This is a genomic window from Paenibacillus phoenicis (genome assembly GCF_034718895.1).
Taxonomy (GTDB): Bacteria; Bacillota; Bacilli; order Paenibacillales; family Paenibacillaceae; genus Fontibacillus; species Fontibacillus phoenicis.
On record NZ_JAYERP010000001.1, the window covers coordinates 4,316,568 to 4,340,348 of the forward strand.

General features: G+C 52.6%; 16 protein-coding genes. 8 read left to right on the forward strand and 8 right to left on the reverse strand.

From position 1 onward, the window contains the following. Positions 1–29 precede the first annotated feature (29 nt). The 3 genes from U9M73_RS20200 to pulA all read left to right on the forward strand — a co-directional run bounded on the left by U9M73_RS20200 (position 30) and on the right by pulA (position 4,218). Complete coding sequence (locus U9M73_RS20200) at positions 30–899, forward strand: carbohydrate ABC transporter permease (protein ID WP_323078845.1); 870 nt, start codon at positions 30–32, stop codon at positions 897–899. A gap of 12 nt (positions 900–911) precedes the next feature. After that, entirely contained in the window at positions 912–1,736 is an 825-nt protein-coding gene (locus U9M73_RS20205) for a carbohydrate ABC transporter permease (RefSeq protein WP_323078847.1), read from the forward strand. A gap of 454 nt (positions 1,737–2,190) precedes the next feature. Beyond that, the gene (gene pulA / locus U9M73_RS20210; protein WP_323078849.1) at positions 2,191–4,218 is read left to right on the forward strand and encodes a type I pullulanase; all 2,028 of its coding nucleotides are present in this window, start codon (positions 2,191–2,193) and stop codon (positions 4,216–4,218) included. Positions 4,219–4,588: 370 nt separating this feature from the next. Here pulA and U9M73_RS20215 read toward each other — a convergent pair whose 3' ends face one another. The 4 genes from U9M73_RS20215 to U9M73_RS20230 all read right to left on the reverse strand — a co-directional run bounded on the left by U9M73_RS20215 (position 4,589) and on the right by U9M73_RS20230 (position 10,866). Next, on the reverse strand, positions 4,589–6,913 hold the full coding sequence (locus tag U9M73_RS20215; protein ID WP_260070501.1) for a glycoside hydrolase family 65 protein: 2,325 nt from the start codon (positions 6,911–6,913) through the stop codon (positions 4,589–4,591). Between the two features lie 144 nt (positions 6,914–7,057). Then, a complete protein-coding gene (pgmB, locus tag U9M73_RS20220; protein ID WP_260070500.1) occupies positions 7,058–7,717 on the reverse strand; it encodes a beta-phosphoglucomutase in 660 nt (219 codons plus the stop codon). 113 nt (positions 7,718–7,830) lie between these two features. Continuing rightward, on the reverse strand, positions 7,831–8,868 hold the full coding sequence (locus U9M73_RS20225; protein WP_260070499.1) for a LacI family DNA-binding transcriptional regulator: 1,038 nt from the start codon (positions 8,866–8,868) through the stop codon (positions 7,831–7,833). Between the two features lie 255 nt (positions 8,869–9,123). Beyond that, a complete protein-coding gene (locus tag U9M73_RS20230) occupies positions 9,124–10,866 on the reverse strand; it encodes an alpha-glycosidase (RefSeq protein WP_323078855.1) in 1,743 nt (580 codons plus the stop codon). Between the two features lie 599 nt (positions 10,867–11,465). On the opposite strand from U9M73_RS20230, the gene U9M73_RS20235 reads away from it, so the two are divergent. The 4 genes from U9M73_RS20235 (at position 11,466) to U9M73_RS20250 (ending at position 17,197) form a co-directional block, all read left to right on the forward strand. Further along, complete coding sequence (locus U9M73_RS20235; protein ID WP_323078857.1) at positions 11,466–12,788, forward strand: sugar ABC transporter substrate-binding protein; 1,323 nt, start codon at positions 11,466–11,468, stop codon at positions 12,786–12,788. Between the two features lie 97 nt (positions 12,789–12,885). Beyond that, positions 12,886–14,190 carry a carbohydrate ABC transporter permease gene (locus U9M73_RS20240; protein WP_009223936.1) on the forward strand — a complete coding sequence of 435 codons (1,305 nt, stop codon included), beginning with the start codon at positions 12,886–12,888 and terminating at the stop codon, positions 14,188–14,190. After that, a complete protein-coding gene (locus tag U9M73_RS20245) occupies positions 14,187–15,032 on the forward strand; it encodes a sugar ABC transporter permease (RefSeq protein ID WP_009223937.1) in 846 nt (281 codons plus the stop codon). Before U9M73_RS20240 ends, U9M73_RS20245 begins: the two co-directional genes overlap by 4 nt. An 89-nt stretch (positions 15,033–15,121) precedes the next feature. Then, positions 15,122–17,197: a methyl-accepting chemotaxis protein gene (locus U9M73_RS20250; protein WP_323078862.1), complete on the forward strand. Its 2,076-nt coding sequence runs from the start codon at positions 15,122–15,124 to the stop codon at positions 17,195–17,197. A 255-nt stretch (positions 17,198–17,452) separates the two neighbouring features. Here the strand turns inward: U9M73_RS20250 and U9M73_RS20255 are convergent, their stop codons facing one another. Further along, positions 17,453–19,207: an alpha-amylase family glycosyl hydrolase gene (locus U9M73_RS20255; protein WP_323078864.1), complete on the reverse strand. Its 1,755-nt coding sequence runs from the start codon at positions 19,205–19,207 to the stop codon at positions 17,453–17,455. Between the two features lie 479 nt (positions 19,208–19,686). Between U9M73_RS20255 and U9M73_RS20260 the strand changes: the two genes are divergently transcribed. Continuing rightward, positions 19,687–21,078 carry an L-cystine transporter gene (locus tag U9M73_RS20260; protein ID WP_028539820.1) on the forward strand — a complete coding sequence of 464 codons (1,392 nt, stop codon included), beginning with the start codon at positions 19,687–19,689 and terminating at the stop codon, positions 21,076–21,078. Positions 21,079–21,318: 240 nt separating this feature from the next. Here U9M73_RS20260 and U9M73_RS20265 read toward each other — a convergent pair whose 3' ends face one another. Genes U9M73_RS20265 through U9M73_RS20275 form a run of 3 tightly spaced genes read right to left on the reverse strand, consistent with a single transcriptional unit; the run spans position 21,319 to position 23,563 of the window. Further along, complete coding sequence (locus tag U9M73_RS20265) at positions 21,319–22,587, reverse strand: hypothetical protein (protein ID WP_323078867.1); 1,269 nt, start codon at positions 22,585–22,587, stop codon at positions 21,319–21,321. A gap of 11 nt (positions 22,588–22,598) precedes the next feature. Continuing rightward, positions 22,599–23,084 carry a prepilin-type N-terminal cleavage/methylation domain-containing protein gene (locus U9M73_RS20270; RefSeq protein ID WP_009223942.1) on the reverse strand — a complete coding sequence of 162 codons (486 nt, stop codon included), beginning with the start codon at positions 23,082–23,084 and terminating at the stop codon, positions 22,599–22,601. After that, positions 23,081–23,563 carry a type IV pilus modification PilV family protein gene (locus U9M73_RS20275; RefSeq protein WP_028539823.1) on the reverse strand — a complete coding sequence of 161 codons (483 nt, stop codon included), beginning with the start codon at positions 23,561–23,563 and terminating at the stop codon, positions 23,081–23,083. Before U9M73_RS20275 ends, U9M73_RS20270 begins: the two co-directional genes overlap by 4 nt. Positions 23,564–23,781 lie beyond the last annotated feature (218 nt).

The following is a 23,781-nucleotide window of genomic DNA, read 5'->3' on the forward strand; positions in this document are numbered from 1 at the left end:
GCTCCCTTTTACGAAGGAGTCAACATGACATGCGCAAAAAAAACGGAGCAGCCGGATACTTGTTCTTTTTGCCCGGATTTTTATTTTTTGCCTTATTTATTCTCTACCCGTTGATCCGGAATTTGATCTACAGCTTTTATGATTTTCGGCTCACGAACATAAATCATCTTGAATTTGTGGGATGGGATAACTATAAGCATGTGTTCGGGGATGAAGTGTTCTGGATTTCGATACGAAATATTTTTATCTACGGGATCATTTCTGTACCCGGCCAAATGATTTTGGGTTTTCTGGTCGCCTATGCACTTTATCAGAATCGCCCCGGTACCAAGACGTTTCGGGTGCTTTACTTCTTGCCGGTCATTACGTCTTGGGTCGTTGCCTCGTTAATATTTAAATACGTTTTTGCCGATCAGGGCTTTTTGAATTATGCCATTACGGATATCCTTCATCTGACGGACCGGACGATCAGTTGGTTAAGTGAACCGGGAAAAGCCTTGATCGTGATCGGAGCCCTTGGGATCTGGAAAGGGGTTGGCTGGGCGATGGTTATCTACATGGCCGCGCTGCAAGGGGTACCCAAAGATCAATATGAAGCGGCTTCTTTAGACGGCTGCAATGCGTGGAACCAGATCCGTTATATCACGCTGCCATCGATTCGAAACACGACGTTTTTTATCCAAATGATGTTAATTATCGGTGCGTTTAATGTGTTTACATCCGTGTACCTCATTACCAATGGCGGACCGTTGCATCAGACCGAAGTGATGTTGACGAGAATGTATCAGAAGGCGTTCTCCGAATATGATCTGGGTTACGCATCGGCGTTATCCTATGTCTTTGCGGTGATCATTGCTGGATTAACGGCTGTGCAGTTCCGTCTGAACAAACAGGAATAGGGGGCGAACCATATGCGCTCGCTGAAAACATTTTGCATCTACGCCCTGCTTGTCGCGGGCGGACTGATATCCATTTACCCTTTAGTGTATATGCTGCTAACCGCTCTCAAACCCATGACGCTGTTATTTGAGTTTCCGCCTCGCTTTTTGCCTTCGGAAATGACCTGGTCCAATTTTAGAGAAGCGTGGGGAAGTCAAAATTTCGCGTTATATTTGTTGAATAGCTTGCTGGTGACCTTGGCTAGCTTTGCGCTTATCTTTCTGCTGTCTTCCATGTTAGCCTTTGCCTACTCGCGGTTTGACTTTAAGGGAAAAAGCCTAAGCTTTGCAATTATTATGGGAGGCTTGGTCATCCCAAGTTTGACGTTGCTGATTCCCCAGTTTGTCCTGATTCGTCAGTTGGGTTTATTCGATTCACGGTGGGGGCTTATCGTTGTCTACGCCGCAGGTGCCATTCCGTTTACAACTTTCTTGCTTAAAGGCTTTTTCGATTCCATAACCCGTGACATTGATGAGTCGGTGGAGATGGAAGGGGGCGGCGCCTGGACGTTATTCGCTTCCATCATTTTGCCTCTCTCCAAGCCGGCATTTGTTCCAGCCACGATCTTTAACGCGCTGACCGTGTGGGAAGAGTTCCCCTGGGCACTAACCATCATCAATGATCCACTGAAAAGAACGTTACCGATTGCCCTGGCCAATTTCCAAGGGCAATATACGACGCAATGGGGCATCGTGTTCGCAGGTTCGTTGATCGCTGTTGTCCCGATTATCTTACTGTTTCTGCTGCTGCAGCGGTACTTTATCGCTGGCATGACGGCCGGAGCGGTAAAGGGGTAAACCAAGCGACCGCAAGTGTAATTCCACCTTTTGTGCAAACGATTGACCAAGTCTTAGCACCGGTGATATAATCCAGCACATACAGGAAAGTAAACGTTTACGTTAGGGCGCAAAAAAGGTTCTACATTGGACGCAGATGTTTTTTTCAGAGAACGGAAAGAGAAGCATTGGCTAATGGGAACCAACAGGGCGCACGTTGTCATGAATATTTGAAACCGCCTGATGGGGAAGATGATTACAGGTTCCTGCCACCAGCCTGCGGAACGTTTCGGGGAAAAGCGACCATATGATGAATGAGCATAGAAGGTGCGGGGATTTGGCGCATGGACAACATTGTTGACGGGAATTGTCTGCACCGGGCACAGTGACTTAACCCTTACCTAGAGCTTGGGGAAATTCCTCGGACCTATACGGAAGACGTGCTGCCGAATTTGACGGGATTGGAGTGAGGACGTTGTCAGTACAAAAAGAATTCCACGGCACCATCGATTACGGAGATGTGGCGGTCACCGGGGGAATCTCGGTATTTGACGCGAAGTTTGACGAGCTGTATGTATACGATGGTGATGATTTAGGAGCGGTGTATACCCCGGAACAAACTCGTTTTCGCTTGTGGGCCCCCACCGCCTCCGAAGCCAAAGTCATTCTGTACGAAACCGAGGACGGGACGCCGGTAAATGAGCTGCCCATGAAGCGGGATGTGCAAGGAACGTGGACCTTAACGGTACCGGAAGATTGCGGGGGGTTATTCTACACGTATCGTGTGAAGGTTGGGGAGCAGTGGAACGAGGCAGTTGATCCTTACGCGAAAGCGGTGGGCGTGAACGGGAAAAAAGCGGCGATCCTTGACCTGCGCAGCACCAATCCGGAAGGATGGGAGAACGATCAAAAGCCTCCGCTGGCTTCGCCGACGGATGCGGTGATTTATGAGCTGCATGTTCGAGATCTGTCGATTCACCCGAGAAGCGGCATCCGCGAAAAGGGGAAGTTCCTCGGCTTAACCGAGGAAGGTACTCGCGGGCCGAACGGCATTCCAACGGGGCTCGACCATATTGCCGGACTTGGCGTGACGCATGTGCAACTGCTGCCGATCTTTGATTACTCGCAGGAAAGCGTGGATGAAAGCCGCCTGGATGAACCCCATTACAACTGGGGGTACGATCCTCAGAATTATAATGTGCCGGAAGGCTCTTACTCGACGGACCCGTATAACCCAGCCGCACGGATCCTTGAGCTGAAACGTCTCATCCAAACGCTGCACGCTCGCGGACTTCGAGTGATTATGGATGTGGTGTACAATCACGTTTATGACGGGTATCTGATTCATTTCACCAAGCTCGTGCCGGGTTATTATTTGCGGTACAAGTCGGATCGGACGTTCTCGGACGGGGCATTTTGCGGCAATGAGTGCGCTTCGGAACGGCCGATGATGAGAAAATATATGATTGAGTCGATCCTGCACTGGGTGCGGGAATACCATATTGACGGGTTCCGCTTTGATTTGATGGGACTGATCGACATCGAAACGATGAATGAAATCCGCCGGCGGTTGGACGAGATCGATCCGACGATCCTGACGATCGGCGAAGGCTGGATGATGGAGACGGTGCTTTCCAAGGAGCGTCGGGCCAACCAGGACAACGCCGGGAAGCTGCCGGGCATCGGTATGTTTAACGACGGGCTGAGGGACTCGGTAAAAGGGGATATTTTTATCTTTGACCGCAAAGGCTTTATTAGCGCCGGCGACGGCTTCGAGGACGGGGTGAAGCGCGGCGTGGCCGGGGGAATTAACTATGACGGAGGCCAGCTCCGGCAGTTTGCGGTGGAACCGGTTCAATCGGTGAACTATGTGGAGTGCCATGATAACCATACGTTATGGGACAAAATCGAGCTGTCCACGCCGGGCGTTTCGGACGACGAACGCCGGGCGATGCACCGGCTCGCCTCCGCGATCGTGCTGACGAGCCAGGGCATCCCGTTCCTCCACGCCGGTCAAGAATTTATGCGCACGAAGGGCGGCGTGGAGAACAGCTATAAATCGCCGATCGAGGTCAACTGGCTCGATTGGGAGCGCTGCGCTGCGCATCAGGACGACGTGTCCTATATGCGCAGCCTGATCGCCTTGCGCAAGGCGCATCCCGCGTTCCGCCTGAAGACGGCGGACGAGATCCGCGCGCATTTGCGCTTTGAGGCAGCGCCGCCGCACGCCGTGGCGTTTACGCTGCGCGACCACGCGGGTGGCGATCCAGACCGCCACCTGTACGTGCTCTACAACGCGAACCCGGGCGCGTTGTCGCTGGAGCTGCCCGCCCTCGGACCGTGGGAGGTCCGGTTCGGGGGCGAGCACGTGCTCGCGCTGGAAGCGGGCGCGAGCGCTGAGGCTGCAGCGGCGGCGCACGCTGCAGCAGGGGGGCCTCCAGCCGGCGGGGCACGGCTGGAGGTGCGCGGGGTCGGCGTCGTCGTACTCGCCGTCCCGCGGTAACCGCGCAAGGGCAAGGGGCGTGAGCCCCGTTGCCCTTGGTTTAGCGCCGCGGCCGGGTGAGGATCGGCCGGGCGCTAGCGGGCTACGCGGAAATAAGGGTATTTTTGACCCTTATTTCCGCGTAGCCGCCCCATTTGAACAAAATAGCGGTATTTGATGGCCTTATTCTCCCGCAGGAGCCCCCAAATGGGGCTTTTTGCTCCTGCCGGACCGAAATAAGGCCATTTTTTACCGCTATTTGTTCAAATGAAGCTCAATCGCCGGAAATAAGGGAACTTATTACCGTTATTATTCCCTGGGGCCCCCGCAACGCCGGGCGCCCCCAAAAACCAACCCCCACGGCAAAGCCATGGGGGTTGGTTCAATAAATTCAGCTCAGCGCCGAAGGCTCCAGGCGCTTCGCTTGCACTTGGCTGTTCGCATCGACCGTGTAGCTTTGGTCGTAAATGCGGATCGCTGCTGGAGTATCCGATTCGTTCGAGACGATGATGCTGTCAGCGGTTGCGTTGACTTTCAGCCGGGCGCCGCGGAACATCACCTTAAACGAGAACGAGGTCCAGTGCGACGGGATGAACGGCCGCAGCACCAGCTCGCCCTCCCGGACGCGCAGGCCGCCGAAGCCTTGCACGATCGCCATCCAGGTGCCGGCCATACTGGTGATATGGCAGCCGTCTTCGGTGTCGTTATTGTAGTTGTCGAGGTCCAGACGCGCGGTGCGCAGGTACATCTCGTAAGCCTTCTCCTGATACCCGAGCTCGCAGGCGAGAATCGCATGCACGCAAGGGGAGAGGGAGGACTCGTGAACGGTCATCGGCTCGTAGAAGTCGAAGTTACGTTTCTTCGTATCCAGGTCGTAACGGTCGCTCAAGAAATACAAGCCTTGCAACACATCCGCCTGCTTAATGAAGCACGAGCGCAAAATCCGGTCCCACGACCAGTTCTGGTTCAGCGGCAGCTGCTTCGGATCCAGTTCCTTCACCGGCATCAGTTCTTTATCAAGGAAGCCGTCCTGCTGCAAGAACACGCCGCGCTCCTCATCGTACGGATAGTACATGTTGTCGATGATGTGCTGCCATTGCTTCGTTTCCGACTCCTGAAGCCCCAGCTTCTCCACCAGCGCTGCATAGTGCGCGGCATCTTGGACTTTGAGCTCGGCCAGCACTTCCAGCGTGTATTCGAGCGTCCAGGCGGCAATCCGGTTCGTGTACCAGTTGTTGTTGACGTTGTTCTCGTATTCGTTAGGGCCGGTTACGCCGAGCATGACGTATTTGCCCTTGGCTTGTGAGAAGTTCACGCGCTCTTCCCAGAAGCGGGAGATTTCCACCAGCACTTCCAGGCCATACTCGCCCAAATATGCTTTATCCCCTGTATAGTTAACGTAGTTATAAATCGCATAAGCGATCGCCCCGTTCCGATGGATCTCTTCAAACGTGATTTCCCACTCGTTGTGGCATTCCTCGCCGTTCATCGTCACCATCGGATAGAGCGCGCCTTTGGTGAAGCCAAGCTTGCGGGCGTTCTCCTTCGCTTTCTCCAGATGCTTATAGCGGTAAATCAGCAAATTGCGAGCGATATCCGACTCCGCCGTGCTGAGGTAGAATGGCAAGCAATAGGCTTCCGTATCCCAGTAGGTGCTGCCGCCGTATTTTTCCCCGGTGAAGCCTTTAGGCCCGATGTTCAGTCGGTCGTCCTCGCCGCTGTAGGTTTGGTTTAATTGAAAAATATTAAAGCGAATCGCCTGCTGCGCCGCAACGTCGCCTTCGATGATGATGTCGCTCATTTCCCATTTCTTCGCCCAGGCTTCAGCTTGCTCGCGCTTCAGGGCATCGAAACCGGCTTCTTTCGCGGAGTGCAGCGCGGCCTTGCCGGCTTTCACCAACTCGCCAAGCCCATGATCGCGGGAGGTGACATTGGCAACATACTTATACAACGTTACCGTCTCACCGGAGACCGCTGCCACGGCCACTTCGGCGGAGACGAACTTCTCCTGCTCGTGGAACGCAGGGGCCAGCTCCAGGCGTTTCCCGCCTTGTTCCACGTCAAACGCCATCACCGAGGTGACGTGGAAGTCGAGCTTTTTCGTCTTTACGGTTAAGTAGGAGACGTCGGTACCGGCCGATTTTTCCACCTCAAGCCAGAATTTCTCCTCATAGTTGGAGTCCTTATTCATCACGTCTCCGTCCAGGTAAGGCGCAAAACGCAGTTCTCCGTTGAAGTTGAGCGGCGTTACCGCGTAGCGGATCGCCCCGATCTCATGACGTACGATGCTGACGAATCGCAGCGCTTCCACAGCCAGCTCTTTGCCGTCCTTCATCACGGCGGTAAAGCGGCGGTAGAGGTAACCTTCCTTCATGTTTAGCTCACGGACGAAATCCTTCACCTGACATTCGGCCAAATCCAGCGCTACGCCGTCCACAAATACGTTAATGCCAATCCAGTTGGTGCTGTTCAGCACTTTGGCAAAATACTCCGGATAGCCGTTCTTCCACCAGCCCACCCGGGTTTTGTCCGGATAATACACGCCGGCCATGTAGCTGCCTTGCAGGGAAGGGCCGCTGTACTGCTCCTCAAAATTCGCGCGTTGGCCCATATAACCGTTGCCGATGCTAAAAATACTTTCCGAAATTTCATGATTCGCCGGATCAAACGATTCTTCCAGGATGGACCAGGGATCCACTTTCAAATACTGTTTCACGCTAACCGCTCCTTTAGTCATTTCGAATAGATTATTATGCAAAAAAAGAACGAGAGGTATTCGCCGCACGCGGCCCGCACAAATTAAAGCAAGGCGAGCTGTGCTTCCTGCGAAGCTGCCCTAGGGCCCTAGTGTTGACTGCGCTTATTTCGCGGCTAATTGCTGCAGCATGGCGACCGAAACGTCGCCCAGCGAGGAGACCACCCGATCCGCCTTGCCCAGCGTATCCGGCGAACCGATGCCAATGCAGCGCATGCCCGCACGGCGGGCCGCTTCAATTCCGGCCTCCGCATCCTCGAACACGACGCACGCTTCGGGGGCAACGCCCAGCTCCGCAGCGCCAAGCAGGAAAACTTCCGGATCGGGCTTGGCGCTGGAGGTGCGAGTGCCGTCGATGATCGCGTCAAAGTACGGGGTAAGCCCGGTATTCCGCAAAATGATCGGGGCGTTCTTGCTCGCTGATCCTAGCGCGGTCTTCAATCCGTTTTCCCGGCACTGCTGCAAGAACTCCAGCGCTCCCGGCAGAATTTCCGACGCGTCCATTTGGGAGATGTACTCGACATACCAGTTATTTTTGCGTTCAGCCAGCTCCTGCTTGACGTTGTCTTCCAGTTGAAGGCCGCCCACGCTAAGCAAGATGTCGAGCGAGGCCATGCGGCTGACGCCTTTCAGCTTCTCATTGTCCTGTTCGGTAAATTCGAAGCCGAGCTCGGCGGCCAGCCGTTTCCAGGCGAGATAGTGGTATTTCGCGGTATCCACGAGCACGCCGTCGAGATCAAATAAACAAGCTTGAATGGGATTCATAACGAACCTCCTCTATGGTGGATTTAGCGCAAACGTTTGAACAAAGCGTGAAAAATAAAGGAAGCGTGAGCTTCCGTTTATTTTTTCTCCAATGTCTAATGCAACCTGTTGCCTCAAGGCTTCTTGGGAACCGAATACATGGACGACTCACGAACCATCAGCCGATGCGGAATAATTTGCCGTTTCGGATACACCTTGTCGCCGTTGTTCTGAACCGCTTGGATCAGCACTTGCGAAGCCGTATAGCCCAGATTGTAAATGCCGATATCCATGCTGCTCAGCGGCGGCGTTGAAAGCTCGGACAACGGAATATTGTTGAAGCTGACCAGGCATAAGTCTTCAGGTACCTTGTACTTCAGCTCATGCAGGCCGCGGAGCACGCCAAACGCTACGACGTCATCGATCATGACCAAGGCCGTCGGACGGTTCGGTAGATTCATGAAGAACGACATGGCCCGATAGCCGCTGTCCTGCAAAAACTCACCTTCGACAATCCATTCGGGCCGGCACTCTAAGCCTGCATCTCTGAGCGCATCCTGATAGCCTTTCAACCGGTCTTTGGAAACAACGAGCTCCGGCGGTCCGCTGACGAACCCGATCCGTTCGTGTCCTAACGCGATCAAATGCTTTGTGGCGTCGTACGACGCCTGGATATTATCGTTATCCACCGTTAAAATATCAGGATATTCCTCGCTGCGCCCGATGAGTACAAAGGGATGACCGCCTTTATGGAGAAATTCGATCACGGGATCGTTCTGCCGGGAATACAGTAAGATGACCCCGTCCACCCGGCGTCCGTTCAGCAGTCTGGAGACGCTTTCGACTTCTTCTTTCTCATTGGCTCCGGAGCTGATCAGCACGTCATAACCCAGGCGGCTGGCTTGGGTCACAATGCCGCGGATCAGTTCCATGAAGAAGAAGTTGGAGAACAATTCCTCGGCGGACTTTGGCAGCAGGATGCAAATGCTATTTGTCGTTTTGGAGACCAGACTCTTGGCCATAATGTTGGGATGATAGCCAAGCTGGTCCATAATGAGCTTTACTTTACGCGAGGTTTCCTCGCTGATTCTGGGATGATTGGACAGCACCCGGGACACGGTAGAGGGCGATACTCCGGCCTTTTTGGCAACATCCTTGATGGTGACAGCCATAAAAAACCTCCTCTGTGGAACCGTTTGCTTTACACTGTAATATTAATCTAAAGAAATCTGAAAGTAAATAGAGAATCTAGGGATAACCCCGTATAACACCGCTGAAAGCTCCTCATATTCTCATCGAAAATGGGCATTCAATGCAGGAAAATCAAGAGATTTTTGCGCAAACGTTTTACTCTTAAAAAAGAATTCGGCCGGCCCATTTTCTCATCGAGTTAGGGCCGACCGCAGGTATAAAAAGCAGTTTGTAGATTATGCTTGCGTTAATACTGCATAACCGTATGCTGGTAGCTTAACGGCAAGTTTGCCGTCCGCCGTGTTGTAGGTTTGCCCGCTGAAGGTGTCGCGCCACATTTTCCCATCCGCAGGGATCGTAAAGGTCTGTCCGGCATCGTAGTTGTTGAGCAGGACAAGTACTTTCTCCCCGTTCAGTACGCGTTCATAAGCCAGCTTCGAGCCGCCCTTCTCGGCGAGCAGGAATTTCAGGCTGCCGGTGCGCAGCGGAGCCAGCTGCTTGCGAACCTTGATCAGCTTCTGATAAAACGCAAACAAATCGCGATCCTGGCGTTTAGGATCCCACTCCATACATTTGCGGCAATCCGGATCCGGTCCGCCGTCGAGACCAACTTCGTCGCCATAGTAAATGCAAGGCGTTCCGCTGTACGTAAATTGGAACAGGGCGGCCAGCTTCATTTTGGCTTTGTTGCCATCGCATAGTGTGAGCAAGCGCGGCGTGTCATGGCTGTCCAGCAGATTAAACGCCACTTCGCTTGCTTGGAGCGGATAACGGGACAGCTGCTTGCCGATCGCATTCGCGAAGCCCTCGGCATCCAACGTGCCGCGTACGACGAAGTCCAGCACCGCTTCGGTGAACGGATAGTTCATCACGGCATCAAATTGGTCCCCTTGCAGCCAAGCCGAGGACTCATGCCAGATTTCGCCCAAGATGTAGGCATCCGGGTTGGCCGCCTTCACGACTTTACGGAAATCGCGCCAGAAGGCATGGTCTACTTCGTTGGCAACGTCCAGCCGCCAGCCGTCGATGCCCACTTCCTTAATCCAGAATTCAGCGACTTTCAGCAAGTATTCTTTTACTTCCGGATTTTCCGTGTTCAGCTTAGGCATCAGCGGCTCGAAAGCAAACGTATCGTAACTAGGCACGCCGTCCTTCACTTGCAGCGGATACTCGCGCACATGGAACCAGTCTTTGTAACGGGATTTCTCGCCTTTCTCCATCACGTCAACGAAAGGGGCGAAGGTTCTGCCGGAGTGGTTAAATACGGCGTCGAAGAGCACCTTGATCCCGCGCTCATGGCAGGCTTGAACCAGCTTCTTGACCGTAGCGATATCGCCGAAATGCGGATCGATCTTCATATAGTCGGCCGTATCGTATTTATGGTTGGTTGTCGCTTCGAACAACGGGGTAAAATAGATACCCGTAATGCCAAGCTCGCTTAAATGATCGAGGTGATCAATGACGCCTTGCAAATCCCCGCCAAAGAAGTTATCGCGCTCCGGTTTGCCGCCCCAAGGCAATACGCCCTTCGGATCGTTGCTTGGGTCGCCGTTGGCGAAGCGTTCAGGGAAGATTTGATAGAAGATGGCATCCTTCACCCATGCCGGCGGCGTAAAGACGTCAACCGGATTGATGAACGGGAATTCGAACAGCCGCTCAGGGCCAGATGGACGCTCTTTCGTAAACTCGCTTTCCGTCATCCAGATCTGCTCGTCGCCGGACTTCAGCAGAAAGCCGTATCTCGTTCGGCGCAGCGGCGGTTGGTAGGTACATTCCCAATAGTCGAACATCTCGTCGCTGATCATCAGGGTCATCGGAATCAGTTCTTTACTTTGATCCCACATGTATTTGTCCCCCACAAAGGCATAGACCTCAGTGAGATCGTTCTTCTTGGCGCGCAAGCGCAGATGAAGCGTTTTGTGGTCGTAAGCATAAGTCCAGTTCAGCTTAGGGCGATGATAGACCGCTTCAAGTAACATGATGAATCCCTCCTAGTGGATTGTGGACAGCTTTGTCCGCCAGGCCCCCGTATCCACTTGCTTTGGAAGCAAAAAAAGCACATCCAAGCCGGAGAAACGGGCCGAGGATGTACCTTTCGATAACAGTGCCTTCAAATTGTGTAACCGAACGGCAAAGCTAGTATTGCTCTCATTGATCCGGATTATAACACTGTTCAAACCATTGCACAAGACGGGAGAAAGTAATGTTCAGGGGAAAGCAGACGATAGATGATAACCTAACGATGAAATAGGAGATTGTGCTGATAAATCGTGAAAATTTTGCGCAAATATGCAATGTTCACTTGGCGCACAACAAAGTTGGGAATATATAAAAAGTGCGAATATTAGAGAAAACGTAAGAAAAACAGAGGAAGAGGATGATTAACCCGCGTTTATTCTCTGTGCAAACGTTTTTACAACTTCATAGGTATGATGTATCATGAGTTCATGGATAAAGCGCTTTCGGGCGGGAAATACTAAACTATCCCAGGAAGAAGTCGTGGAGGAAAAATAGTTTCAAGTATTTTCTGAAAACGTTTGCGCATCACGTCTTTATAATTATAGGAGGGGTTATAGTCATGAAGTTCAAAAAGGCATTGACCTTGATCGCGGCGCTGTCCTTGGTTGTTTCGATCACGGCTTGCGGAGCGGGCAACAACGGCGGCAACAACGGAAGTGCAAATGCTCCGGCGAATCAGACTGAAAATACGGGGAATACCGGTGCCGGGGAGAACGCTTCCGCTGATGCGATCGTTCCGGAAGAGGGCGCTGAGCTGCTCATTTGGGATAGTAAAGAAGAGAAAGTGTTCACTGAAGAAATCGCGAAGCAATTCACCGAAAAATACGGCGTACCTGTAAAAATTGAAGAAGTATCGCCAACCGACCAAATCGGGAAATTGACGCAAGACGGACCGTCCGGTCTGGCGGCCGACGTGCTGATCGTCCCTCATGACCACTTGGGGAACGCAGCGACTTCCGGCTTGATCCTGCCGAACGATGTATTCGCCGAAGAAACGACGAAGAACAATACAGAAGCCTCCATTCAAGGTGCAACCTATGACGACGTTCTGTACGGTTATCCAAGAGCTGCCGAAACGATGGCTTTGTATTACAATAAATCGCTCGTTCCGGAACCGCCTAAAGACTTTAAAGACGTTCTGGAATTCAGCAAAACGTTTACCGACAAATCCAAAAACAAATACGGCATCATGTGGGAAGTCGGCAACATGTACTTCAACTATCCGTTTATTGCGAGCACCGGCGGTTACTTGTTCGGCGATAACGGTACGAACCCAGACGACATCGGTTTGGCTAACGATGGCGCGATCGAAAGCTTGAAAGTGTTCCAAAGCTTGAAAGAAGCTCTGCCGATCAACAGCGGCGACATCAACCCGGACATCAAACGCAGCTTGTTTAACGAAGGCGACGTGGCAATGGACATCAACGGTCCTTGGGAATTGGCAGGATACAAAGCCGCTCTCGGCGACAACCTGGGTCTTGCTCTATATCCTTCCGTCAACGGCAAAACAGCGATCACCTTCTCCGGTATTAAAATTTGGGTCGTAAACTCCTTCACGAAATACCCGAATGCAGCTAAACTGTTCGCTCATTTCGCTTCCACGAAAGATGCTCAGTTGCTGCTGAACGAAAAAGTCGGCGCCGTACCGACGAACCTGGAAGCGCTGGAAACCGATCAAATCAAAAACGATCCTTTCGTTTCCGTCTTTGCTGAGCAAGCGAAGAACTCCCAGCCGATGCCTTCCATTCCGGAAATGGCTAACGTTTGGGCTCCTGTTAACGCTGCGCTTCCGGAAATCTGGAACAACAATGCAGATCCAAAAGCCGCGATGGAAAATGCCGTGACACAAATTCGGGATTTGAACCAAGGGGCAACGGAGTAAGGCAGAACGAACTGTCACCCAGTGAGGGAAGGTTGAGCCCGCCGCTGATAGCGGCGGGTCATCCTTAATTTCCCAAGGGAGAGGAGAAGGAAGGGAAATGGACCGACACCAACATCGGGATCGGGCGACGCTTTTGTCGATACTGTGCATGGGCCTAGGACAACTCTACAATCGACAATATATCAAAGGGTTGTTGTTCGTCCTTTTTGAAGCATTTAGCGTGATCTATTTGATCCGAAACTTAGGGTTTGCGCTCTGGGGAATCGTTACGCTTGGTGAAACGCCAAGAACCGGAGCCAATATGAACGGAAGCTGGGATCATTCGATCTTCATCATGATTCAAAGCTTGATTACGCTGCTGTTTGTGGCGGTTTTTATTATCGTTTATGTGATGAACGTCCGCGATGCTCGCGCCATCGGGCTCGAACGGGACAAAGGCAAGACACCGAATAACTTTAAGCAAACGGTACGTTATATCCTGGATTACAAGTTCGCTGTTGCATTTTTGAGCATTCCCGCCCTCGGGATTTTATTTTTTACCGTAATGCCGATTCTGTTCATGATTCTGCTTGCGTTCACCAACTATTCGGCGCCGAAGCACATCCCGCCGGCCATGCTGGTCGATTGGGTTGGCTTCGAAACCTTTAAAAATTTGGTGGCACTCAAAACCTGGAGCCATACCTTTTACGGCGTATTGACCTGGACGATTATCTGGGCGATTTTGTCCACGGTAACGACTTATTTCGGTGGTATGCTTGTCGCCTTACTTATTAATCAAAAGGGCATTCGCTTCAAAGGGCTATGGAGAACGATTTTAATTCTTCCTTACGCTATTCCGCAGCTGATTTCGCTGCTTGTCATGAGAAATATGTTTAACGGTCAGTTTGGTCCAATCAACCAATATCTTAGTTATTTCGGTCTGGGCGGGCTGCCGTGGTTAACCGACCCGTTCTGGGCGAAAGTGACGGTTATCGTCGTTAACATGTGGGTGGGGATTCCGGTCTCCATGCTGCTGATTCTGGGCGTGCTGACGACGATTCCAAAGGATTTGTACGAAGCAGCGGAAGTGGATGGAGCTACCGGGTTCCAGAAATTTAAGATCGTCACGCTGCCGATGATTCTGTTCACGACCGCACCAACGCTGATTACCCAATTTGCCGGTAACATCAACAACTTTAACGCCATCTTCCTGTTAACGGGCGGCGATCCGGTGAAGGGCGATTATCAGTATGCCGGGGCGACCGACCTCCTGGTAACGTGGCTGTACAAGCTGACGTTGAACCAAAACAAATACAACATGGCCTCTGCGATCGGGATCATCATTTTCATCATTATCGCTTCGTTCTCGATTTACAACTACCGCAGAACCAAGTCGTTTAAAGAGGAGGATATGATCCAATGAGCAGACGGAAAATACGAAACGCGATTCGTCTGGGCGCCAGCTACATTGTGCTGATCCTGCTGTGCATTGCCGCCGTCTACCCTGTGCTTTGGGTCGTCTTCGGTTCGCTGCGGCCGGGTAAATCGCTTTACAGCAAAACGTTGATTCCGGAAAAATTTACGTTTGATCATTATCACGAACTATTTACATCCAAAACCTATCTGTTTGGCACCTGGTACCTGAATACGTTGAAAATTGCTGTCTGCTCCATGATTCTGGGCGTGCTGCTGACGCTGCTTACGAGCTATGCGCTCTCCCGGTTCCGGTTCCGCGGACGCAAAACGGCGCTTTCCGGCCTGCTCGTGCTTGGGATGTTCCCGGGATTCATGAGCATGATCGCCATCTATCTGCTGCTGCGGGAGATGCAGCTGCTGGATACGCATTTGGCTCTGATCATCGTATATGCGGCTGGGGCTCCGCTGGGCGGTACGTTTATCGCCAAGGGTTTCCTCGATACAATTCCGCGATCGCTGGATGAAGCGGCGCGGATCGACGGAGCGAGCAACTTCCTGATCTTCCGGCGCATCATTCTGCCGTTGTCCAAGCCGATGCTGACATATATGGCGTTAACCCAATTTGTCGGTCCCTGGGTTGACTTCATCTTTGCCCGGCTCGTCCTGCGGACGAAGGAAAATTGGACGCTGGCCGTCGGGATGTGGGATATGGTCAGCAGCAATCAGAACAGCAACTTTACGCTGTTTGCCGCAGGGGCGGTTCTGATCGCGCTTCCGATCACGATCCTGTTTATGTTCCTGCAGCGGCTGCTTGTTGACGGCTTAACTTCGGGCGCCAGCAAAGGATAATGCAGCTAGAGTTGATCAACACCTGGGTATAGCCTCAGTCAAAGCGGGGCTATACCCTTTTTATACATAAAACAAAAGGGGATGCGGAAATGAAGAAGCTTCGCGGTGGGCGGCACTGGAATTCCGTGGGCCTAAAGATGTTTGTGATCGTATTTGCGGCAGTCGTGGTGTTGTCGGTGGTGCTGGGGTTCAGCTCTTACCGGGCGTCCAGGGAGATCATCCGGGAGCAAGTGGCTTCCGCCTCCACTCAGGCGGTGGAGCAGGCAGCGGACAAGCTCGACTTCCTGTTCGAACAATATGAGGCTACGTCGCGGCAATTGGCCGTTGATCAGACGCTGCGGAGCGATCTGGAGACGGTGAACCAGCCGGGAATCGGAACCGTTGTGAAGACGCAAGCCGAGGACCGGATCCGCAAGAAGCTTGACGCGTTGAAGAGTGCCGATGAACGTCTTCAGGGAGTGCGTCTTGTTTCTAAGGACTTGGAAGACGTGAAGTCGTACAAATCTTCAGGGGTCAGTTCGGTGCGTACGGATGAGGCGGTGGAAATCCGGGTGAAGGAGGTATTGGAAGCAACCGGCGAGCCCGTGTGGTTCCCGGCGTTACAGAAGGGCTTCTTTAACGCTTATACCGAGCCGACGATCACGATGGCCCGCTTGCTGCGGAATATCAATCACCCGGAGGCTGAGTACATCCTGCTGTTTGAGATTAAGGCGCAGGCTCTGGGGGATATTTTGGGCAACCTGCAAATCGGGAAAACCGGTCAGGTGCGGGTACTTACCGCCGATAACCGGATTGTCCATGCGAACGATTCCGCTCTCCTGGAGACGGAATCCATAATTAAGGTAGATGCCAAACGGGCGGAATCGGGGGAAAGCTCGTTCCAGGCGCCAGACGAGCAAGGAGTTCAGCAACTGGTCGTGTTCCGGCCGCTGAAAACGGTCGACTGGCGGATTGTTGGATATGCTCCGGAGAGCGACTTTTTGAGTGCGACGGATCGGCTGCTTGTCGTCATGTTGTTCGTGCTTCTGGGCGCCGTGGTCGTTGCGGCTCTGATCGGCTATTTCCTGGTGCGCATGGTCGGCCGGCCCTTGGAGCAGCTGTGCCGATTAATGGAGGAAGGCGAACGCGGAAATTTGCAGGTGCGTACCAACTTTAAAGGGCATGACGAGATCGGTCGGCTGGGACACAGCTTCAACCGGATGCTGGAGCAAATTTCACGGCTGGTGGACCGGACAAATGATTCCGCCGTGGAGCTGCTGGCTACGGCGGAGAATCTGACGAAGGCATCGCGCGATACGTCGCAGACCGCCGCCGAGATTGCGCAGGCGACCGGAGAAATCGCCGCCGGAGCTGAAAGCTTGGCCGTGGAGGCGGACAAGGGCACCGAGACAGCGGAGCAGATTGGCAATCAAATGAGCCGGGTGGCTCGTCTGAACGCAGCGATGGACGATTCGGCCGGACGTGTCATCGAGGTCAGCCGCAATGGGGAAGCGCATATGGAGGAACTGGTGGAGAAGACGGAAGCCGTGTCGCGGATGACGGCGCGGTTAGAGGAGAATTCGGCGAAGCTCAGCCGAAGCACCCAATCGATCCGCTCGATCCTTGCCCCTATGGTGGAGATGACCAAGCAAACGAACATTTTGTCGTTAAATGCTTCGATCGAAGCGTCCCGTGCCGGGGCAGCCGGCAAAGGTTTTATGGTCATTGCCGGGGAGATCCGCGAGCTGGCAGCCGCTTCGGGGGAATCGATCCAAACCGTATCGGCGATCACCGAGGAAATCCAGGAGGCAATAGGACAAACGGTGGAGGTGTTGACGGGAATTGCGCCGCTGTTTGCGGCACAAACCGAGGCCGTCAAAGAAGCAGCCGGCATCTTCCAGAACGTTAAAGGGGAGATGGAGCGGTTCGTGACGGAGATCCGAAGCTCGTCGGCCTCCGTTCAGGAGCTGTTGCAATCGCAAGCGACCCTGCAGGATTTTGTGGACACGGTCAGCTCGGTTGTGGAGCAAACCAGCGCCTCCACCGAAGAGGTAGCCTCTATGTCTCAAGAGCAGCATCGGGTCAGCGCCGAGTTGGTTGAACTGTCGGCTCGTCTGGAGGAACTGGCGGGGCAACTGCAGCGTTCGCTCAGCGCGTTCCAGGGTGAAGGCGCGGCGAGTCATTAATTGTCTGTCGTGTTTTCGTGTCGCTAGCGGACTCAAATGCCGTTATATCCGCTGATCAGCGGGATCCTCGAAAACTAACGGACCCAGGAGCCGCTATTTGCTGCTTGGATAGCTCCAAACGCTAGTTTTAGCCCGAATAACGTCACTGGAGTCCATTAGTTTTTGAAATATGCGAAAAATGAGCAAATAACGTCCATACAGTCCGTTACATTTAAAAAGGCCCTGCAGCTGTTTGTTAGCTGGCAGGGCCTTTTACTATTCTAATACCGCTGTTGAATACGCAGGCAGCGTCAGCGTATTGCCGCTGAGGCTGGCGCCTTCGCCTGTTTCCGCCAACAGCTTGGTGAAGCTCTTGCCGTCTGCTTGATTCGGATCCAAGGAGACCGTGAGCTCTTGACCGGTTAAGTTGTGAGCGACGAGCACCGCCTGGTCTTCTGTCAAGCGAACAAACGCGGTGATTCCCGGCTGATCCGTTGTATATTCCTGGATTGCTCCGTCCCTTAGCGCCGGAATATCGTTGCGCATCCGGATCAACTGGCGATAATGCGACAGCAGGGAGGCGGAGTCGCCGGTTTGCTCGCTTACGCTGAGGCCCTTGATGCCGGCATTGTTTTTGGCGGGCTCCCAGGTCGTTTGGCCTTCGCTGTCGTCCGGCGTCCAACGCATCGGCTCGCGAATCAGCTCGTCAGGCTTCGCCCCAAACATGCCAATTTCCTCGCCGTAATAGATGTACGGATTGCCGGGAAGCGTGAGCAGCAGGCTCGCGGCCATCTTCGCGTGCGGCACATCTCCCTCCAGCTGGGTCATGACCCGGTTCTGGTCATGGTTGGTCAAGAACGTAGCGTCGACGAAGTTGCCGCCGGATTTTTCATTGTACAGCTTATACGTGCGCTCCAGCGTAAAAGGAATGTTCGCGTCCTTTTCGTTCTTGACGCTGCTGAGGATCGTTTCGGCCAGGCTGAAGTTAAACCCGGAATCCAAGGCTTTGTCCAGATAGGAGGAGATCAGCGCTGCGGAAGGATCCCAGATCTCGCCAACGAGATAGGCGTCCGGCTTGACTTCGCTGAGCCCGCTGCGGAACTCCTGCCACCAAGCCACATTTTTGTTCGTGGTTTCTTGGCTCTTGTCGGTCAGCAAATCCTCGTAGATATGCTTCGCTGCATCCAGGCGGAACCCATCCACGCCTTGCTCCAGCCAGAATTGTCCGATCTCGATCATTTCTTTCCGTACTTCCGGGTTATCGAGGTTGAGATCCGGCATCCCGTCCCAGAAGATTCCGAGGTAATGGCCGCCGTTCAGGCTATGCCAAGGGTTGCCGCTTCCGGCGGCACTGGTGCCGGACACAGCACGGCCTTGATCCTCGGCCCAAACGTACCAATCCCGGTACGGGCTGTTTGGATCGGCAGCTGATTGGGTGAACCACGGATGCTCTTTGCTGGTATGATTGACGACCAGATCCATAATGACCTTTATCCCGCGCTTATGGGCCTCATTCAAAAACGTACGGAAGTCGTCCATCGTCCCGTAATCCGGATTGATGTCCCTGTAGTTGGTGACGTCATAACCGTGATAGCTTGGCGAAGGATTAATCGGCATCAGCCAGATGCCGCCAATCCCCAGGTCGGTATCCGTATCCGGGTTCCCATCATTTAAGTAGTCGAGCTTGCTGATCAGCCCCTTGAAATCCCCAATGCCGTCGCCGTCCGAGTCGGCAAAGGAACGGACAAAAATTTCATAAAAAACCGTAGAGGGTTGGGAATCCACCGCATTAGGTGCAGCGGCTTTCCCGCCTTCAGGGGGGTTCGGGCTTGTGGCTGCTGTATAGTTGGAATTCCCTTTTGGTTCCGAGGCGGTGCTCTTACTGCCCGGTGTATCGGTACAGCCGGCAAGCAGCATCGGCAGCAGCACCAAGAGCAGGATCAGGATCCGAAGCAGGTGCGGGGGAAGCAACGGGACAGCGCTTCCATTTCGCCGCAGCTTCGTTCGCTGAAGAAGACTTGGGGTTTGCATCGAACATCTTCCTTTCGCAAAAGTACCTTTATTTCACCATCATACCTGAGCAACAAGAAAAATAAAACGTTTGCACAAGGAGAATTTAAGGAAATTTCAGTTAATATAAGTAAATTACATAATTATTAAGACGAAATCATTAGTTATCTCCATATTAATTAGATAATCGCCTGTTCTTATAATTGTTATTGAACAAAACCATGAAAATTTAGATTGGTATCCGTAAAAATGAATCTAATTTATCCCAATTATGCAATATATCAGTATGCAAACGTTAGAATTTGAGATGTGGGGATGAGGCAAAGTCTTACTGTGTGGAGCAGGGACAACCTTTGTAATTTAGTGACAAGCTGTGTGAAAGTTAATCCTATCAAAATACTTGTATATGTGTTATCATACGATTTGTAATTCGCAACTCGGCGTTTGCCTATCAAGGTGCGAACACGAATTTAAGGACATATTCAGGGGGAGATCAGGTTATGGATACCTTGCGTATTATCATTAATGTAGCCGTTATGCTCGTGCTGATCGGCGTTCTGATTTGGATGCAGAAGAAGCACATATCCTTTACCAAGCGGGTGTTTACCGGACTGGGGCTTGGGCTCGTGTTTGGAGTTATCCTGCAGGTGTCCTACGGCGCCGGCTCTGAGGTTATCGCGAAATCAACCGACTGGTTTAACCTGGCTGGGCGTGGTTACGTCGGGCTACTGCAGATGGTTGTTATTCCGCTGATCATGGTTTCGATTATTTCGGCAATCATGAATTTGAAGGGGAAACAAAACTTAGGTAAAATGAGCGGTCTGATCATCGCGGTATTGCTGATTACGACGGCGATTGCGGCCAGCGTCAGCATCGTGACCAGCTTGAGCTTCGATCTGAAGGCAATTGAAATCGAGGCAGGCGAACGGGAGCAGGCGCGCGGGGCGGCACTTGAAGACCGGCTGGGCACAGTGGAAGATAAGACAATTCCGCAGCAGGTGCTCGACTTCATTCCTACCAATCCGTTTGCGGATATGACCGGTGCGCGGAGCACCTCGACTTTGGCGGTCGTGATTTTCTCGGCATTTATCGGGGTAGCGGTACTTGGACTCGATAAGAAAAAGCCTGAGCAGGCGGATACGTTCCGCAAAATGGTCGAAGCGGTTTACACCGTTGTGATGCGGATCGTTACGTTGGTTCTGCGCTTGACGCCTTATGGGATTTTGGCGTTGATCACGAACGTCGCTGCTACGACCAACGCCGAAGAGATTTTGAAGCTGATCAAGTTCGTGGGAGCTTCGTATGTGGCGCTGATCGTGATGTTCATCATTCACCTGATTCTGTTGGCCGCCTTTGGCTACAATCCAATTCAGTATGTACGTAAAGTGTTCCCGACGCTGGTATTTGCGTTTACCTCGCGTTCGAGTGCGGCAACGATTCCGTTGAACGTGGAGACGCAAACGAAACGTCTGGGCGTTCCAGAAGGAATCGCCAACTTGTCGGCTTCGTTTGGTGCAACGATCGGACAAAACGGCTGCGCCGGGATTTACCCAGCAATGCTGGCTGTTATGATCGCTCCGACCGTTGGGATCAACCCGATGAGCTGGGACTTTATCCTGACGTTGATCCTGGTTGTAACGATCAGTTCGTTTGGGGTTGCCGGCGTTGGCGGCGGGGCTACGTTCGCTTCGCTGATCGTTCTGTCGACAATGAACCTGCCGGTTGCTTTGGCGGGTCTCTTGATCTCCGTCGAGCCGCTGATCGATATGGGCCGGACGGCGCTGAACGTCAACGATTCGATCACCGCTGGCGTAATCACCGGCAAGATTCTGGGCGAGAACGACACCGAGGCGTTCAAACGCGACGTGGACTTGGACGCTGTGACTGCTTAATACATCGCATGGGAAATGCAAACGAAAACCGCTGGGCGTATGCCCGGCGGTTTTTCTGTGTAGGGTACCTATGTCAGCCGCACGCTTCTCATGATTATCCCGTTGCATCAGGGGGGGGCGGGGATCACCTCACTCAATCCTTCCATTTCTGAACGAAAGGGATAATCATGGAAAGAGGAGCCAGAGGGGGGCACGAAGGTCACGAGGGTCATGAGATAGCGTTGGCCCTGTGAGTCCCCCTCAGTTAATAACAAAATATTTTTCCTCGAACTTGATCTCCGACGGTTTCTCGGGAGTTGCGGGGGAAGAAGCTGCACCGTTGATGGTTACTTTGTTGTTCCCGTTAATATGAAGCGCACCGTTCGTATAGATGTGGCCTGTTAAGGCCGAGGGGGCAGTCCCGTTGTTCACATTGACCGAACCCGCAGCGAATAAGGAAAATTGATTGCTGCCGTTTAAATTATTGATGTTGGAGGCTCCTGTGAGATAGATGTTTTGGGCGAACAGCGTACCGCTGGTATTCAAGGAGCTTCCATAAAAATCGCCGGTGATGTTCACCGTAGGTTCGCTGTTAAAGTTGGTGGTTCCGTTCACTTTAATTAAGCTGCCTTGCAATTTCATATTGTTTCCGTTGTTGATCAACAAATCCCCGCTAATGTAAATGATCCCGCTGGCCACGATAGACGAATTGGCTTCCATCGTAACCCCGCCTTTTACCCAGAGGTCGCCGTCCACCTTTAAAGCAACGTTGGGCATCAATTTGATCGCATTTAATACGGTTGATTTCGTGAACTGGGTGCTAGTTCGAACCTCGAAGTCCAGTTGTGTCGCCGGGGTTGCAAAAAGGGCCGATTTCGTCGTCTTCAGGTCCTGATCGAGCTGATTCACGATGGAGGTGATATCTAATCTTTTTGGCGGAGTTAGACTCGATCCCGGCAAGGTAGGGGATACAAGGACACCGTTAATGTGGGACTGGTTGTTGGCTACTGCTCCAGCCGAATAGACATTCCCGTTGATCGTCGTTCCGTTCAAAGCCGTGGACCCAAAGCTAACTACGGCGTACTCGCCCGTTCCGGTTCCCGGAGAAGGGTCGGTAGGAGTGAAGGCGAGCGTAATCTCCACCTTTCGCCGGAAGGTTTGCGTGATTTTGTCCGATACCCCATCGGCTCTGACAACGGCAACGTACCGCTGGTTTTCGGTGTCCAAGGTGACTGTCTCAGCCTCTACATAGGGGGCGGCAGCGGCTTGCACGTCTTCCAACGTCACTTTGTCCCTATCGCTCAGCGCCATCACGGCCGCCCGCAAATCGGAAAGCTTGATCAGCAGCTTCGTTTCGCCGTCGGCTTGGGCGGAGACGATATCTTCGGAGACGTTGACCATCCCTTGAGAATTCGTTACCGACTGCACGACCAGCGTGCCGATCACGAGCAGCATGGCAACTAAGAGCAGCACAGAGATTAAAGCATAACCTTGCTCTTGGCGGATTGTGGCTAGTCCTCGTTTTGTCATCCACACGCACCTCACGAAATCAGTTTGATGGAAACGAACAGATAGATTGGCTCGACCTTGGGCTCATTCTTTAGCGCCACTTGAAGGTTCACCCACAGATCGTTAGGGCCTTTGGAAAAAGTGGTGCCGGTTAAATCCAACCTCTCGTCGCTGAAACGTTCGCCGTTGAGGAGAAGCTGTCCCCCGACAAGCTGAAAGCGGAGCGTCTGGGTCGTTTCCGTCAGCGCATCGGTGACCACTTCCGCTTGAAATTGCGTAAAGGTGCCCGAGCCCGAAATGGACACGGCGTTTCTCAGCTTGGTCTGAAGGGCTGAACTGAGCGTGATCGCTTCGTTCCGAAGCTGGGTTTCATGGTTAACCCGTCCAAAAGCGAACAGCGATGTGGTCAGCACGGTAGACACCAGGACGACCAGCAATCCGGATAAAGCCAAGGCGGCCAGCAGCTCCACCAGCGTAATTCCGTCTTCCCGGCGAATCAGCCGCAATCGATGCTTCATGACGAGCCCCCTCCGGCGATTGCGTAGTTTTTCTTCACAGCCCCGGTTATCGAGACTTTGTGTCTATATTCGCCTGCGCCCTGGGATGGGTCAGGCTGCCAATAGGCTGTTACGGTGATGTACAGAATGTCAGGATGGGAAGGATAGTCCGAATGATGGCTGCTCACCTCGGTTTCTAGCAAATAGATTCCGCGAGTGATATTCGGCAGCGTTCCCGGGGATCGGCTAGCCCAAGTCTGCAGCTGCGAAAACCCCATCGCTTGCACCTCGTGCAGTCGGGCGTTCGCCAGATGGGTTGCGGATAAACGCTGATTCGTAAGTCTGCTCTGCGATGCACTGTTCGAGAAATAAGATAACAAAGCTAAGCAGACGACGGAGAGAATCACTAACGCCAGGGCTACCTCAAGTAAGGTCAGACCGTCTTCCCGCGCAAATGCCCGGAGAAGAGGTGATTTTTTTTGTCTATAGGCAGGTTCCATGACCGTCCCCTCGCTTTCAAAACGGGATACATATGCAGAGTGTTGTTAATCGATAGAGAGTTCTGTCGACCTATGTAATCTAGGTATATTTTACTACAAAAATGATAGCATCGTTTTAGTGAAAGGTATATAATCGGTATTAAATTACTACGATTTATTTTTCTGGAACTATTTTTGTTTGCTATAAATAGGACAATAGAACTATTAATTAAATCGCA

Coding starts and splice junctions, on each gene's coding strand:
- U9M73_RS20200 (WP_323078845.1), top strand. CDS start 30: ATGCGCAAAAAAAACGGAGCAGCCGGATACTTGTTCTTTTTGCCCGGA.
- U9M73_RS20205 (WP_323078847.1), top strand. CDS start 912: ATGCGCTCGCTGAAAACATTTTGCATCTACGCCCTGCTTGTCGCGGGC.
- pgmB (WP_260070500.1), bottom strand. CDS start 7,717: ATGAATCCCATTCAAGCTTGTTTATTTGATCTCGACGGCGTGCTCGTG.
- U9M73_RS20225 (WP_260070499.1), bottom strand. CDS start 8,868: ATGGCTGTCACCATCAAGGATGTTGCCAAAAAGGCCGGAGTATCGCCC.
- U9M73_RS20230 (WP_323078855.1), bottom strand. CDS start 10,866: ATGTTACTTGAAGCGGTCTATCATCGCCCTAAGCTGAACTGGACTTAT.
- U9M73_RS20235 (WP_323078857.1), top strand. CDS start 11,466: ATGAAGTTCAAAAAGGCATTGACCTTGATCGCGGCGCTGTCCTTGGTT.
- U9M73_RS20240 (WP_009223936.1), top strand. CDS start 12,886: ATGGACCGACACCAACATCGGGATCGGGCGACGCTTTTGTCGATACTG.
- U9M73_RS20245 (WP_009223937.1), top strand. CDS start 14,187: ATGAGCAGACGGAAAATACGAAACGCGATTCGTCTGGGCGCCAGCTAC.
- U9M73_RS20250 (WP_323078862.1), top strand. CDS start 15,122: ATGAAGAAGCTTCGCGGTGGGCGGCACTGGAATTCCGTGGGCCTAAAG.
- U9M73_RS20255 (WP_323078864.1), bottom strand. CDS start 19,207: ATGCAAACCCCAAGTCTTCTTCAGCGAACGAAGCTGCGGCGAAATGGA.
- U9M73_RS20260 (WP_028539820.1), top strand. CDS start 19,687: ATGGATACCTTGCGTATTATCATTAATGTAGCCGTTATGCTCGTGCTG.
- U9M73_RS20265 (WP_323078867.1), bottom strand. CDS start 22,587: ATGACAAAACGAGGACTAGCCACAATCCGCCAAGAGCAAGGTTATGCT.
- U9M73_RS20270 (WP_009223942.1), bottom strand. CDS start 23,084: ATGAAGCATCGATTGCGGCTGATTCGCCGGGAAGACGGAATTACGCTG.
- U9M73_RS20275 (WP_028539823.1), bottom strand. CDS start 23,563: ATGGAACCTGCCTATAGACAAAAAAAATCACCTCTTCTCCGGGCATTT.